Consider the following 13,458-nt stretch of genomic DNA (forward strand, 5'->3'; position numbering starts at 1 on the left):
CTGGATGGGACGATGACTGCTCTGCGCCTTCCTTTTATTCTTTTGCTCGCCGGCGTTCTTGGCCTGGCGGGTTGCAGCGTTCACCAACCGGTGTCGCTGTATCAGCTGGACGCGGGTAGTCCGGTTCAGCCCGCACAGAACGCGGGCATGGCGGTATTGTTGGGGCCGGTCACCGTGGCCGACTACCTGCAACGCGAAACCCTGTTGCAGCGTCAGCCGGATGGCAGCCTGCAAGCCTCGACCGACGGTCGATGGGCTGGCAGCCTTTCGTCGGATATCGATCAGCTGCTGCTGCGTCAGGTCGCAGGCCGCCTGGACAGCCAGCGCGTAGTACTGGCCCCGGCGACAGTGGGCTTCACCCCGGACGTTCAGGTGCTGCTGACCATCACGCGCCTGGATTCGGGTGAAAAACAACCGGCGATTCTCGACGCGCAATGGCGCCTGATCGACCGTCGCGGGCAGGTCCGCGACAACCGCATCATCCATTTGCAGGAACAGCATGCCGGTACCACGGCGGCGCAGGTCCAGGCGCAGGGTGTGTTGTTGCAACGCCTGGCCGAGCAACTGTCGGTGGCGCTCAAGCCCCTGGCCAATCAGCCGCCGATCGCCGAAGTCCCGCGCAAGCCGGCAGCCAAGGCGGCAGCACCTGCGGTAGAGCAGGAAAAGCAGCCGAAGATCCCGATGGCCGCGCCGATTCGTACGGATATGGAAGTGTTCCGCTTCTAAGTCTTGATGGATTCAAAAATAAAGCCCGCCTTGATGCGGGCTTTGTTGTATCTGCAGTCTGGAGAATCTTTACTGCCTGTACCGGCCTCTTCGCGGGCAAGCCCGCTCCCACACTTATCTCTGTGAACACAGATCTTGTGTACGACCACGTCTCTGTGGGAGCGGGCTTGCCCGCGAAGGCGTCATGACAGGCAACAAAAAAGCCCGCAGACGATCACTCATCTGCGGGCTTCTTCACATCGGGATCAAGGCTTAAGCGCGGCGCTCGTGCATCCGCGCCAATTGCCGTTCCAGCATCGATGGATACGGCTCCATCAACCGTTCCACGCAGCACGCGCCCTCAGGACTGGCAATCGGGCGGATCCGCGCGCGTTGACGGATCAGCGCGTCATCACTGATCTTGCGCTCCACCAGCAGCAGGTTGCGGCTGTGTTGCGACAGGGCCAGGGCGTCCTGGGCGGGGTCGGTCAGCAGCAGGTCGATCTGGCTCAGGCCGAACAGTTCGTCGCCCAGGGTCAGGCCCAGCTGCAATTGCAGGGTGATGCCGCTGTCCGCGACTTCGATCTGCAACTGGTGGCCCAGGGCCCGCAGCAGCTCGCCACAGCAAATGGCGTTGGTCAGGTAATCGTCACCGCAGTCTTCGGAGTGGAACAGCATCAGCGTGCTGCCATCGTTCAAGGTCTCCACTTCGCCTTGATACAGCGACGCGGCCTGATCGAGGCAGTCGCGATAGCGTTCGAGCAGTTCTTCAAGACGCGCCCGCGGCAGGCGTCGCAGTTGCTCCTGGGAGCCCAGTTGCACCGCCAGCACCGCGCTGTGTTGCGGCACGCTCGGCGTGGCCTTGCGAATCACTGGTTGTGGGGGGCTGTCCAGCGATTCGTCGCGTAGATCGGCGAACGGGTCTTCGTCATCGTCGTCTTCGACGGTGCTGACGATCTGCCGCGGGGCTGGCTTGAGCGCCGCTACCGGGCGACTCTCGTCGAAACTCGGGTCGCGCAGGTTACGGACTTCGAAGGCCGGGTCGGCCTCGTCATCCATGTCGTCGAGTTCCGGTTCCGGTTCCGACACTGGGGCGGGCTCCGGGGCGAAGTTGGCGTGCAGCTGGCGCGCCAGGTCGCCGATTTCGTCCTGGCGGTCGGTGGCCGGGGTGTATTCATCGATATTGCGCAGCCACACCCGCAATTGCAGCAGCGGTGTTGAGAGATAACGCCCCATGCGCAGGCTCAGGGCCAGGGACAGGGCCAGCAGGATGGCGCTCAGGATGCCCATGCTTTGCAGGCTGATGGTCATCGGCTGCTGGAACTGGTCCATGTCCAGGCTGATGCGCAACTGCCCGGCCGTCACGTCCTGGAAGGTGATCTTGCTCTGGTACATACCCTCGGCTTCGCCCAGCAGGCCATGCTTGGGACGCTGGCCGGATTCGGCGAGGATGCGGTTGTCCGGGCTGTAGATGGCGGCGTGGGCCACCAGCTTGTTCTTGGTCAGGTTATTGAGCAGCACATTGAGGCTGAGGATGTCGTTGGACACCAACAGCTCGGTGGCCGAGGTGGCCGTCTGCGTGGTCAGGCTTTCGCCCAGCGCATCCGCCTGCTCGTGCATGGCCTGCTTGAACTGCAGGCCCATCACACCGGCATAGATGACCAGGGCCAGGGCGACCAGGATCACGTTATGGCTGGCAATGCGCAATGCAATCGGTACACGGCGGTGGCGCAGTGCCCGGAAGATCAGCAGGAAGAAGTTGTCGGTTTTTACTGGCGTAGGCCGGTTCACTTGAGCTCGGCTCTTTTGTCCGTGGAGTTGACGCGCAGTATAGCGACAGGCCCTAGGCCGTCAAAGCGCTCACGGTGCCCGATGGTCACTGAAAGTGGGTAGAATGCGGTTTTTTTCCACCTGCGGGGGTGCGCCTTGCGCGAAATCGTCCTGATAAACATCACGGGAGTCGACCGTCCGGGTCTGACTGCGGCCATTACCGGCGTTCTGGCCCAGGGTGGTGTGAACATTCTCGACATCGGTCAGGCGGTGATCCACGACACCTTGTCGTTCGGCATCCTGGTTGAAATTCCCGACACCGAACAAGGCAAGTCCGTGCTCAAGGACATCCTGTTCAAGGGCTATGAACTCGATCAACAAGTGCGTTTCACGCCGGTGTCCGAACAGGATTACCAGCAGTGGGTCGGCAACCAGGGTAAAAAGCGCCACATCGTGACCCTGTTGACCCGCAAGGTGACAGCCGGGCAGTTGCAGGCCGTGAGCTCGATCACCGCCAAATATGGCCTGAACATCGACCACATCGATCGCCTGTCCGGGCGCATGCCGCTGGATACGCCGGCCGACAAGGGCAAGGGCTGCATCGAGTTTTCCGTGCGTGGCGAAGCGGCTGATCCGCAGGCGCTGCGTGCCGAATTCCTCAGCGTTGCCCAGGAACTGAACGTCGATATCGCCTTCCAGGAAGATTCGCTGTTCCGTCGCAACCGTCGCCTGGCGGTGTTCGATATGGACTCGACGCTGATCGAAGCCGAAGTGATCGACGAACTGGCCAAGGCCGCCGGTGTAGGTGACAAGGTCTCGGAAATCACTGAGCGGGCAATGGCCGGTGAGCTGGATTTCCGCGCCAGCTTCAAGGAGCGCCTGGCCTTGCTCAAAGGTCTGGACGTCAACGTGCTGGATTCCATCGGCGCCTCGCTGCGCCTGACCGAAGGCGCCGAAACCCTGTTCGCCGAACTCAAGCGCCTGGGCTACAAGACTGCGATTCTGTCGGGTGGCTTCACCTACTTCGCCAGGCAATTGCAGGCCAAGCTGGGTATCGACTACGTGTTCGCCAACGAACTGGAAGTGGTCGATGGCAAAGTCACCGGCGTGGCGGTCGAGCCGATTGTCGATGCGCAGCGCAAGGCGGATTTGCTGAAGGAACTGGCACACAAGGAAGGCTTGCGCCTGGAGCAGACCATTGCGGTCGGTGACGGTGCGAATGACTTGCCGATGCTGGCGATTGCCGGGTTGGGCGTGGCGTTCCGTGCCAAGCCGCTGGTGAAGCAGTCGGCCAAGCAGGCGATTTCGACGCTGGGGCTGGATGGCGTGCTGTATCTGCTGGGCTTCCGCGATCGCGACGGCCAGCTGTAACACCGCAAAACTACTGTAGGAGCGAGCTTGCTCGCGATGAGCAGCGGGGCGACGCGGGCATTCAGATTGCCCGCGTCATCGTTAACGTCCATCGCGAGCAAGCTCGCTCCTACAGGTATGTGCGTTGATCAGGCTTTTGGCGAGCCCATACCCTGACCCATCTGCACCGCTGTACCGGCGGTCATTTCTTCAGCCCACTTCACCTGATCCGGCCCGAACAGCACGACGGCGGTCGAACCCAGCTTGAAGCGTCCCAGCTCCGCACCTTTTTCCAGGTGGATCGGCGCGCGGGCGGCTTCGTCGTAGCGGAAGGTTTTCAATTCACGCTTCGGCGGCGTGACCAGACCGGCCCAGACGGTTTCAATCGACGCAACGATCATCGCGCCCACCAGCACTACGGCCATCGGACCGCGCTCGGTGTCGAAAATGCACGCCACGCGCTCGTTGCGGGCGAACAATTCCGGAACGTTTTCAGCGGTGGTCTGGTTGACCGAGAACAGACGGCCCGGGATGTAGACCATCTCGCGCAGGGTGCCGGCCAGTGGCATGTGCACGCGGTGGTAGTCCTTCGGCGACAGGTAGATGGTCGCAAAGTCGCCACCCATGAACGGCGCAGCGTTTGCCGCATCGCCACCCAACAGTTCCAGCACGCTGAAGCTGTGGCCCTTGGCCTGGAACACGCGGCCGTGCTCGATCGGGCCGAGCTGGCTGATCGCGCCGTCGGCCGGGCTGAGGATCGCGCCCGGAGTCTCGTCCAGCGGACGGGCACCGTCTTTCAGTGCGCGAGTGAAGAACGCGTTGAAGTGCTCGTAGGCGGTCAGGTCTTCGACCAGCGCCTGGGACATGTCCACCTGATAACGCTTGGCGAACCAGGCGGTAAAGGCATTCTTGAACCAGTGCACGCGGCATTCGGCGATGCAGCCGGCCAGACGCGAGAGCAAGTTGTGGGGCAGCAGGTACTGGCCGAGGAGAAACAGACGCTTGTTCATTAACTGTCCTTAAAAACCTTAAATTTCTACCGGAGTATCGGGGTGGTTGCCCCATTCGCCCCAGGAGCCGGCGTAGCCTTTGACCCGCGGATAACCGAGAGCCTTGGCCACCAGATAGGTGAAGCCAGACCGATGGTGTGTCTGGCAGTGGGTAATCACTTCTTTGTCTTTGCTGATCCCGAGTTGTTCGAGGATCTGCGGCATGTCGGTGCGGATGCGCAGCTGGCGTGCCCGATCCATGCCCGCGGTCCATTCGAAATTGACCGCGCCGGGAATGTGCCCGCCCTTGGCTGCCAGGACTTTCTCGCCGGAGTACTCCAGCGGCCCGCGCGCATCCCAGATTGCCAGGTCGGCGGCGCCGAGACGGCTTTGCAGGTATTCGCGGGTGGCGGTGGGTTCGTCGTGCAAGGTCAGTGGAACCGGGCCGCCCACGGGTGGCGGGATCTGGATTGACATGGGCAAGCCTTCCGCCAGCCAGGCCGTCAGGCCGCCATCTATATAGTGGTACTTGCTGTGGCCGATGACATCCAGCAGCCAAATGAAGCGCCCGGCCCAACCGCCGCCTTCGTCGTCATACACCACGTAGACCGCGTCGGGGTTGTGTCCCAGCTCACCAAACAGCGCTTCGAGTGCTGCCTGCGGAGGTATCAGCCCCGGGGCGGGGGGCTGGCCGAGCTGCGTGCGCTTCGGATCGACAAAGCGCGCGCCGGGAATGTGCCCTTCGGCGTAGCGGGCGGGACTGGTCAAGTCCACCAGAATCAGTTCGCGGGCGTCGAGGCGAGGGAGCAAGTCGCTCGGCTCGATCACCAGCGGCAAGCCAGAGAAGTCAGACATGTGAGGTCTCCAGAGCACAAAAGGGAGGATTGTAACGCAGCTTATTGGCCACGGTGGCTAAAGCTGTGCAGGGCTTTCTCGATGCACTGTGCGGTTTTGCCGAAGGCCTGTACGGAAATTTCCGAAAACGGCCCACCGCCTTGATCCGCCACGACGATCATGATCACCCGTCCATTGTTGACCAGCGAACGCAGGAGCAGGTGTTCACCGCTGAACTGTGAGCGCAGGCTGTTGGGCAGCAGGGCCGAGAATTGCGCGTTGTTGGCTGGCGTCAGGCGCACCTGGGCCTGTTGCGCGAGCAAGCGCTGCAACACGTTGCTCTGGCTGACCACGAAGTTCAACCCGGCCGCTTCCTTCGGTAGGCCGGCCGTCTGGTGCACGCGCAGGTTGGCGTGGGTACGGTCGGCCATCAGGATCATCACCCGGCGCATGCCGCAGGCCACGAGGGCGTCCCGGGCGGCGATGGTCAAGTGCATGGCGTTGGTGAAGCGACTCGGCTCGACCAGCAATTCGGCGCATTGCTTGCGCCACTTCGCCAGGTCTTCGGCGGTGGGTGCCGCCGCCGGCAGCAAGCCTGCGTGGACAAGGTTCATGCCCCACGGCCAGATCAGCGACTCGGCGGGGTGCCAGAGGTCGGGCATGGCATGTTGGCGTGCGCTATTGGCGGCTTGCTGGTGCAGTTGTTGCTGCAGCTCGTCCATCGGCATTTGCAGGTAAAGGCTGGTCAGGTACTGCCAGCGCTCACTGTGGGGGCTGTCCCAGGCGTGTTGCGCCGACAGCGCCAGCCCGTTGGCCAGCAGCACCGTATTGGCCGGTTGATTGAGCCAGCGGCGCAGGGTCGGATCGTCATCGAGGCGGTTCTGCTGGCGCAGTGGATGTTCGCTGTCACGGGCGATACGCAGGACCTTCACCAGTTCCCGCTGTTCAGTGAGCAGTAATCGATAGCCCTGCTGCACCCAGATCGGCAAGTGCCAGACCTCCACCAGTGCCCGGCCGATATCCAGCAGGCGTACGCCAAACAGTTGCTGTTCGACTTTGCGTGCCGATTCACCTTTATGGATGACCCGCAGCTCCCAGTCTTCGAGCAGTTCTGGATGGGTCAGCGCCAGCGGCCACAGGGGCGAAAGAAACAGCAGGCTGCCCCAGTGGATGTCCTGCCAGAGGCGCGCCAGGCGACTGGCAAAAAAACCGTTGGCCTGTTGCGTGGCGTGCTGGCTGATCATCTGCAACTGACGCAGGGCTTTGGGAATCTCGGACTGAGGTTCGGCGAGCAGCCGCGCGAGCAGTTCTTCGGTGCGTTTCAGGCCGAGGCGATTGATCGCAACTTCAAGGTTTTCCGCAGGCTCGGTCATGCCGCCATGGGTATGCCGGTTGGCTTCGCGAATCACGCTCAAGGCCAGGGCCGGGCTGCCTTGCATGAGGTCGGCGATATCGCGCAGCGAGCTGCGATTGTCGCGGATGGCCTTGCAGACCCGGTCGTGGCTGGCTTGCGGAACCGGCAGGCGCACGCCATCGAGCAGCTTGACCCAGCCTTCGAGAGTGGTCGGTTTCGGGGTTGGGACGTTCGTTTCGTTAACCATGGTGGGAGGCGATCATCGTCAACATTACCTATGCCCGCAAGGGGTCAAATTAGCTTTTCGCCTGAACTGGCTATAGTCTGGCGCAGTTTTGCCGATAAGTAGAAGAAGAGATTTTTTAACTTCCGAATATGACCTTGAACCCGACTCAGTAAGTGCTCTCCTAACCTATGGCTAAAATTATCGGCATCATCGTCGTATTCGCGAGCGTGCTCGGCGGATACGTGCTTTCCCACGGCAAGATTGCAGCCCTGATCCAGCCTTTCGAGGTCATGATTATCGGCGGTGCGGCCCTCGGCGCCTTCCTGCAGGCCAACCCCGGCTACATGACGATGCACGTGCTCAAGAAGTCCCTGAGCATGTTCAGTTCGCGTTTCAACCACGGCTTCTACCTTGAAGTGCTGGGCCTGATCTACGAGATCCTCAACAAGAGCCGCCGCGAAGGCATGATGGCCATCGAAGGCGACATCGAAGATGCCGCCGCGAGCCCGATCTTCGCCAAGTACCCGACGGTGCTAAAGGACGAGCGCATGACCGCGTTCATCTGCGATTACCTGCGCATCATGTCGTCCGGCAACATGGCTCCCCACGAGCTGGAAGGCTTGTTCGACATGGAACTGTTCAGTCTCAAGGAAGACCTCGAACACCCATCCCATGCCGTCAACGGCATCGCCGACGCCATGCCCGGTTTCGGTATCGTCGCGGCGGTACTGGGGATCGTGGTGACCATGGCTTCGCTGGGTGAAGGCGACCAGAAGTCCATCGGCCTGCACGTGGGTGCGGCACTGGTGGGTACCTTCTTCGGTATTCTCGCCGCCTACGGCTTCTTCGGTCCGCTGGCCCATTCCCTGGCCCACGATGCCAAGGAAGAGCTGAACGTCTACGAAGCCATCAAGGCCTCGCTGGTGGCTTCGGCTTCCGGCATGCCGCCATCGCTGGCCGTGGAGTTCGGGCGCAAGGTCCTGTACCCGGCGCACCGTCCAAGCTTCGCCGAGCTGGAACAAGCGGTTCGCGGTCGTTAAGCCATGGAGAATAACCAGCCGATAATCATCAAGCGCGTCAAGCGCATCGCCGGTGGGCATCACGGGGGCGCGTGGAAAATCGCCTTCGCCGACTTCGCCACGGCGATGATGGCGTTCTTCCTGGTGTTGTGGCTGCTGTCCACCGCCACGCCGGAACAGAAGATTGCCATTGCCGGTTACTTCAAGGACCCGATCGGCTTTTCCGAAAGCGGCACGCCCTACATCATCGATCTGGGCGGCACGCCGACCCTGGCGCCGGAAAACACCCTCAACCCCGAGGTCAAGTCCCAGCCACAGCCGGACAAGGTCACCATCGATACCGACCAGGTCGAAGGCATGGCCGAGCAGGTCGAAAAAGAGCGCCTCGAGCTGTTGCTGCAAGAACTGCAGAACAAGGTCGAAGAAAACCCGCAGATGCAGAAGTTCAAGGACCAGATCCTGTTCGAAATCACGCCGGACGGCCTGCGTATCCAGATCATGGACGCGGAAAACCGCCCGATGTTCGACTCAGGCTCAGCTCGCTTGAAGCCGTATTTCGAAGACATCCTGCTGGCCATGGCCGACACCATCAAGGCGGTGCCGAACAAGATCAGCATCAGCGGCCACACCGATGCCAAACCATACACCGGCACCGGTGACTTCGGTAACTGGGAGCTCTCGGCCAACCGCGCCAACGCCGCACGTCGTGCGCTGGTGGCGGGCAGTTATCCGGATGCACAGGTGGCACGCGTGGTCGGCTATGCCTCGTCGGCCCTGTTCGATCGCGAGCATCCGTTCAACCCGGTGAACCGCCGTATCGACATCGTCGTACTGACGAAGAAAGCCCAGCGTGCGATCGAAGGTTCGCAAGGCGCGGAGCCAGCTCCTGATGCACCACAAGGTTCGGCCGCTCCGGGAGCCGCACCGGCTGCACCGGTCGACCCGAACGCATTGCCGGCGGACAAGGAGCCTCTGCCGGCTCATGAACTGCGTGAGCGTCTGAACCTGTTTGATGACCCGGCACCGAAACCGGGTGGGCCTGGTATTCCGGCGGTCAAGCCGTGACCTCTGAGCCATGGGATGGGTGGCTCGTTGGGCGTGATTTCATTTGACTGGGTGGCAGCGAGGTGACCTGAGTGTCTGTATCACCAAGAATCTAATGTATAAGAAAATGCCCGGATCCTTAGATTCGGGCATTTTTTTGCTGATGCACATTGTGTAATCAGTTTGATTTTATGTGCTAAAACAAGTGAAGTTATTTCTTGCTGATGCTTGTGAAGTCAAAATTGAAGCTTCCCCCCAGTAGTGCAGGGTTGTCGCTGTCGAGGTTTTTATAACAGTAGAAAGCACCGGAGAAGTTGCTGTCGCTATCGTCAGTAATGAACACCTCACCCCGTACGGCATTCCATGCTTCTGGCTGGGTCGGATGCCCAAGGCTTGGCTCGAATCTAATGACTTTCGATTCCGTTGTTAAAGTATGAAGTCCTTTTTTCCAGTCTGTCGGGATAAAAAACAGGATGAAGTCAGTATTGCGGTTTGAAGAGTTAATGTAACGTAAGTTATTGTTGATGGAGCCATATATGAATAATGATTCGTAGGGTCGGTTGATATCCATTGCCATTCTTGCCGCAACTTTACCCTGCATTTCTTGTGCTTTGTGCTCTTTATCTAACTCTTTAATGTTCATCGTTGGTTTCTCGGTTGTGAAGTTATACAGCGGTCTCTCCGGGGCGGCTACACCCGGATCGCGGAGTGTTAGTGGGAGAAACGCAATGATTGGCCGGTTAAGTAACTTCATTCGACACTTTCAAAAAAAGCGGTTCTCAGCTCTATGATTAATGAGGTGTACTGTTTTTTCTACTGTCAAATCTGACAGGTATTTAGAACGGAATGTAATAAGTCGATTACTTAATATTTCTGTTGGCTTTTAGTTGCTTTGGTTGTCGGTTCTATCGCTTTTGAGTTGAGTTGTGTTGATTTCGAGATTTATGTGGCTGGCCAGTAAAAAATTTAGTTGGGCATAAAGGCAGGAGAACACCCATATCTGGTGATATGGGTATTCTTCGTTAGAGTGACGGGAGATACGGTATTTCATGCGGGTCAGACGATATCTGCATTAGAACCCACGAATGATTCTGGACTTGAGGTCCGTGTGGAATCGATCGGCGTTACTCCTGTTAGCGCTGCGCACCGACTCGCTACCTGTCACCGAATCCAGTGACATCGAGCGCTTGAGCATCGACTCGTTGCGATAAGCATCAATAAAGAACTCAATGTCCCGGTCATTGGTCAGCTTCGGCCATTTGTCCAGGTACAGCGGCAGCTCTGTCGGGCCGGTCTTGAACGAGCAGATACGTCGGTTGGTGATGGTCGCCTCGCCGATTTCGAACGGCACCCACCAGGACAGTGCGGTTTTCTCCGACACCACCGCCAGCAGGTGCGTGCATTCACTGATGTTGCGGGTGATCACCCCGGTGATGTCGTCGGTGGTCTGGGATTCGGCATCCAGTACGTCGAGGTAAGTCTTGATGTTGGCCTGGATCAGGCGCGCGTTGATGTTGATCGCGTAGGCGCGGTCCATGTGGCGGTAGCTGATAAACACAGGCATCAGAAATGTCCCTTGATCGCGAGTTCGCGGTAATAGGCACCGAGGGCGGTGAGGCGGCAGCCGGTGGAGTGGATGGCGGCGTAGTACATGTGTTCGGCGTCCACCGGTTCGATCAGGCTGTGGCGGTTGCACTTTTGCAGCTGCGCGAAGACTTCGCCCTGTTCCGGATTGAACTCGGGTTCGGTGGGCTCGAAGCTGGGGGAGAGGGGGTACACCGACTCCGCTTCGGCAAACCATTCGGGGAGTTTGCGCAGGATTTCCTTGGGGATCAGCGGCGACACTTCGCGCAGGGAAATGAACTGCGAGACGTTGGTCTTGAACACCGGACGCTGTTCCCAGGCATCGAGGGCGTTGTCAACAAACGAATAGAGGCTGCCGGGAGTGATCTTGCCCAGGATGTTCGCTGCGCCACCGTGCAGAGCCTGGAGCAACAACCCGGTGAACACGCCGTGCTGCATGCCCTCCATTGCCGGTTCTTCCTTTTTGCAGGCGGTCAGAATGGTCATGCCTTCGCCGACCACGCTGCCCTCACTGCGCAAGGCGCGCAGTTCGCCGGCCGAGCCGCTCTGGCAACAGTCGAGAATGATCACTTTGTTTTTGATCTTCGTGGCTTTGCTCGCCCAGTTGAGAATGTCGCTGAGGCGAATCCCGTCCTTGGCGCTCTTGTAATCCTGCGGGATCAACATGCCTTCGTCGGTGTCGGTGTCGAAGCTGCCGTGGCCGGCGAAATACAGCAGCGCGACATTGCAGTCCCCGGAAAACAGCTCGCGGATCTGGTCTTCGAGTTTTTCCCGGCCGAGGTAGTCCTCAGCGGAGGTCAGTACGATGTTCTTGAAGTTCGGATCGCCGTTGGCGTCGGTCTTCAGCACAGAGGCCATGGCCATGGCGTCGTTGCTGCAACCGCTCAGGCGCGACACATGGGTGTAGTCGTTGATGCCGATAAACAGTCCCTTGCGCATGGTTACACCGCCGTATGCTTGCGAATCGCATCGATGATGCTGTTGGTGTTCCACGCACATTCGGCATGTGCCGCGTCACGTACCACCGTGGAAATCCGCTCGGCACCGAACGGCTTGATCGCAATGATCACCTTGTCCATGCGCTTGGCGATCTCGATTTCCTTGTTGATCCACTTGCTGTAGGTGGAGTACATCCCGGCCATGATCAATACCGCCGAACACGGGCGAATCTTGTTTTCGATGGCCTCCTCGAGTTGTTTGTCGGTTTTCGCACCGACAATCGGATTGTCCGGTGGCACCGAAAAATTCTTGTAGGTGAAACCGGGCTTGGCGTTGAGCAGGCGCACGAGATTGTCGTGGGCGTCGGAGTAGTTCCACGAGTGGCTGATGAACAGGTGGTAGGTTTGCATGGGTGTCCCTCGGAGTCGCTGGAGTGCGAAGAGGGTCTGAAACTAGGCTATTGGCTGGCGGCTACAAGGGGATGTGACTTAAAGAGAAATGCCCTACAAGCGCCGGTGCGGGTGTCTTACAGAAAGGTCTGATGTTTAAGCGGGCGAAGATCCAGCCGCCGGCCGCCCCGCTGAAGGCAGGGCAGTCGGCGCGTCTGTTTAGTAGCCGTTTTCCGGCAGGCTGGCGATGATCGAGCGGTAGCTGTTCATCCGTTGCTGCTGCACGCGGCCGTCTTCAAGGGCCTTGAGCAGGGCGCAACCGGGTTCGCGGTCATGCTTGCAGTCACGGAAGCGGCAGGTGCCGAGCAGGTCGTTGAACTCGATGAAGCCGGCTTCGACGTCGGCACGGCTGACGTGGCCCAGACCGAATTCGCGGATACCCGGGGAGTCGATCAACTCACCGCCGCCGGGGAAGTGGAACAACCGCGCGGTGGTGGTGGTGTGGGTGCCCTGGCCGGACAGTTCGGACAGCGGACCGACGCGGGTTTCGACATCCGGCAGCAAGCTGTTGACCAGCGACGACTTGCCGACACCGGACTGGCCGACGAACACGCTGATGCGTCCGTCGAGCTGCGTCTGCAACTGCTCCATACCGTTACCGTGATGCGCCGACACTTCCAGCACCGGGTAGCCGAGGGTGCGGTATACGGCGAGCAAGGCATTCAGCGCAGGCGCGTTGTTTTCGTCGATCAGGTCGAACTTGTTCAGCAGCAACAGCGGCTTGATGCCCGCATGTTCGGCCGCCACCAGATAGCGGTCGATCAGGTTGGCGTGGGGCTCGGGCAGCGGTGCAAACACGATGACGATCATGTCGACGTTAGCCGCCACAGGCTTGAGCTGACCACGGCTGTCCGGGCGACACAGCTCGGTGTTGCGCGGCAGTTGCGCCACGATCACGCCGATACCCTGGTTGCCGGCACGCCAGACCACCTGATCGCCGGTCACCAGCGCCGGCAGGTTGGCGCGCAGGTGGCAACGGAACACCTGGCCGGCCAGTTCGCCATCACGGGCCTCGACTTCGACCTGCACACCGAAGTGCGCGATCACCAGACCGTGCTGTTCCGGGCCCAGATCGCCGCCCTCAAGCGCCTCGACGGCCGAGGACTCGCGTTTGGCGGCGCGGGCAGCGCGTTCGCCCTGAATCTTTTCGATGCGCCAGTTTTGACGACGATTGAGTTGGCGTTTGGCCATGGGT

General features: G+C 60.1%; 13 protein-coding genes. 4 read left to right on the plus strand and 9 right to left on the minus strand.

What is annotated here, in order from left to right:
- The first annotated feature begins 12 nt into the window (after positions 1-12).
- The gene (locus tag AC3IX1_RS02600; RefSeq protein ID WP_489318104.1) at positions 13-726 is read left to right on the plus strand and encodes a PqiC family protein; all 714 of its coding nucleotides are present in this window, start codon (positions 13-15) and stop codon (positions 724-726) included.
- A gap of 252 nt (positions 727-978) precedes the next feature.
- Here AC3IX1_RS02600 and AC3IX1_RS02605 read toward each other — a convergent pair whose 3' ends face one another.
- Complete coding sequence (locus tag AC3IX1_RS02605) at positions 979-2,496, minus strand: AhpA/YtjB family protein (RefSeq protein WP_489387020.1); 1,518 nt, start codon at positions 2,494-2,496, stop codon at positions 979-981.
- Between the two features lie 135 nt (positions 2,497-2,631).
- On the opposite strand from AC3IX1_RS02605, the gene serB reads away from it, so the two are divergent.
- Positions 2,632-3,846 carry a phosphoserine phosphatase SerB gene (gene serB / locus AC3IX1_RS02610; RefSeq protein ID WP_489387021.1) on the plus strand — a complete coding sequence of 405 codons (1,215 nt, stop codon included), beginning with the start codon at positions 2,632-2,634 and terminating at the stop codon, positions 3,844-3,846.
- Between the two features lie 128 nt (positions 3,847-3,974).
- Here serB and asd read toward each other — a convergent pair whose 3' ends face one another.
- The 3 genes from asd to AC3IX1_RS02625 are packed head-to-tail and all read right to left on the minus strand — an operon-like array spanning position 3,975 to position 7,249.
- Complete coding sequence (gene asd / locus AC3IX1_RS02615; protein ID WP_489387022.1) at positions 3,975-4,835, minus strand: archaetidylserine decarboxylase; 861 nt, start codon at positions 4,833-4,835, stop codon at positions 3,975-3,977.
- An 18-nt stretch (positions 4,836-4,853) separates the two neighbouring features.
- Positions 4,854-5,669 (minus strand): thiosulfate sulfurtransferase, encoded by an 816-nt coding sequence (rhdA, locus tag AC3IX1_RS02620; RefSeq protein ID WP_489387023.1) that lies wholly within the window; start codon positions 5,667-5,669, stop codon positions 4,854-4,856.
- Positions 5,670-5,710: 41 nt separating this feature from the next.
- On the minus strand, positions 5,711-7,249 hold the full coding sequence (locus AC3IX1_RS02625; protein WP_489387024.1) for an HDOD domain-containing protein: 1,539 nt from the start codon (positions 7,247-7,249) through the stop codon (positions 5,711-5,713).
- Positions 7,250-7,416: 167 nt separating this feature from the next.
- Here AC3IX1_RS02625 and motA point away from each other — a divergent pair, with 167 nt between their 5' ends.
- Positions 7,417-8,268, plus strand: a complete 852-nt coding sequence (motA, locus tag AC3IX1_RS02630; RefSeq protein WP_008048039.1) for a flagellar motor stator protein MotA — start codon at positions 7,417-7,419, stop codon at positions 8,266-8,268.
- Between the two features lie 3 nt (positions 8,269-8,271).
- Positions 8,272-9,312: a flagellar motor protein MotB gene (gene motB, locus AC3IX1_RS02635; protein ID WP_489387025.1), complete on the plus strand. Its 1,041-nt coding sequence runs from the start codon at positions 8,272-8,274 to the stop codon at positions 9,310-9,312.
- Between the two features lie 190 nt (positions 9,313-9,502).
- Here the strand turns inward: motB and AC3IX1_RS02640 are convergent, their stop codons facing one another.
- The 5 genes from AC3IX1_RS02640 to rsgA form a co-directional block, all read right to left on the minus strand.
- Positions 9,503-10,045 carry a hypothetical protein gene (locus AC3IX1_RS02640; RefSeq protein WP_489387026.1) on the minus strand — a complete coding sequence of 181 codons (543 nt, stop codon included), beginning with the start codon at positions 10,043-10,045 and terminating at the stop codon, positions 9,503-9,505.
- 318 nt (positions 10,046-10,363) lie between these two features.
- Positions 10,364-10,855 (minus strand): toll/interleukin-1 receptor domain-containing protein, encoded by a 492-nt coding sequence (locus tag AC3IX1_RS02645; RefSeq protein WP_489387027.1) that lies wholly within the window; start codon positions 10,853-10,855, stop codon positions 10,364-10,366.
- Positions 10,855-11,814 carry a caspase family protein gene (locus AC3IX1_RS02650; protein WP_489387028.1) on the minus strand — a complete coding sequence of 320 codons (960 nt, stop codon included), beginning with the start codon at positions 11,812-11,814 and terminating at the stop codon, positions 10,855-10,857. The genes AC3IX1_RS02645 and AC3IX1_RS02650 overlap by 1 nt, the downstream gene beginning before the upstream one ends.
- 2 nt (positions 11,815-11,816) lie before the next feature.
- Positions 11,817-12,224, minus strand: coding sequence for a TIR domain-containing protein (locus AC3IX1_RS02655; RefSeq protein ID WP_489387029.1), 408 nt, complete (start codon positions 12,222-12,224; stop codon positions 11,817-11,819).
- Positions 12,225-12,422: 198 nt separating this feature from the next.
- Entirely contained in the window at positions 12,423-13,454 is a 1,032-nt protein-coding gene (rsgA, locus tag AC3IX1_RS02660; RefSeq protein ID WP_007978809.1) for a small ribosomal subunit biogenesis GTPase RsgA, read from the minus strand.
- Positions 13,455-13,458 lie beyond the last annotated feature (4 nt).

The organism is Pseudomonas sp. KH_046_2 (assembly GCF_057838985.1).

Bases quoted from the DNA above. Each gene is read 5' to 3' on its own strand.
- AC3IX1_RS02600 (WP_489318104.1), top strand. From the start codon at position 13: ATGACTGCTCTGCGCCTTCCTTTTATTCTTTTGCTCGCCGGCGTTCTT.
- asd (WP_489387022.1), bottom strand. From the start codon at position 4,835: ATGAACAAGCGTCTGTTTCTCCTCGGCCAGTACCTGCTGCCCCACAAC.
- rhdA (WP_489387023.1), bottom strand. From the start codon at position 5,669: ATGTCTGACTTCTCTGGCTTGCCGCTGGTGATCGAGCCGAGCGACTTG.
- AC3IX1_RS02625 (WP_489387024.1), bottom strand. From the start codon at position 7,249: ATGGTTAACGAAACGAACGTCCCAACCCCGAAACCGACCACTCTCGAA.
- motA (WP_008048039.1), top strand. From the start codon at position 7,417: ATGGCTAAAATTATCGGCATCATCGTCGTATTCGCGAGCGTGCTCGGC.
- motB (WP_489387025.1), top strand. From the start codon at position 8,272: ATGGAGAATAACCAGCCGATAATCATCAAGCGCGTCAAGCGCATCGCC.
- AC3IX1_RS02640 (WP_489387026.1), bottom strand. From the start codon at position 10,045: ATGAAGTTACTTAACCGGCCAATCATTGCGTTTCTCCCACTAACACTC.
- AC3IX1_RS02645 (WP_489387027.1), bottom strand. From the start codon at position 10,855: ATGCCTGTGTTTATCAGCTACCGCCACATGGACCGCGCCTACGCGATC.
- AC3IX1_RS02650 (WP_489387028.1), bottom strand. From the start codon at position 11,814: ATGCGCAAGGGACTGTTTATCGGCATCAACGACTACACCCATGTGTCG.
- AC3IX1_RS02655 (WP_489387029.1), bottom strand. From the start codon at position 12,224: ATGCAAACCTACCACCTGTTCATCAGCCACTCGTGGAACTACTCCGAC.
- rsgA (WP_007978809.1), bottom strand. From the start codon at position 13,454: ATGGCCAAACGCCAACTCAATCGTCGTCAAAACTGGCGCATCGAAAAG.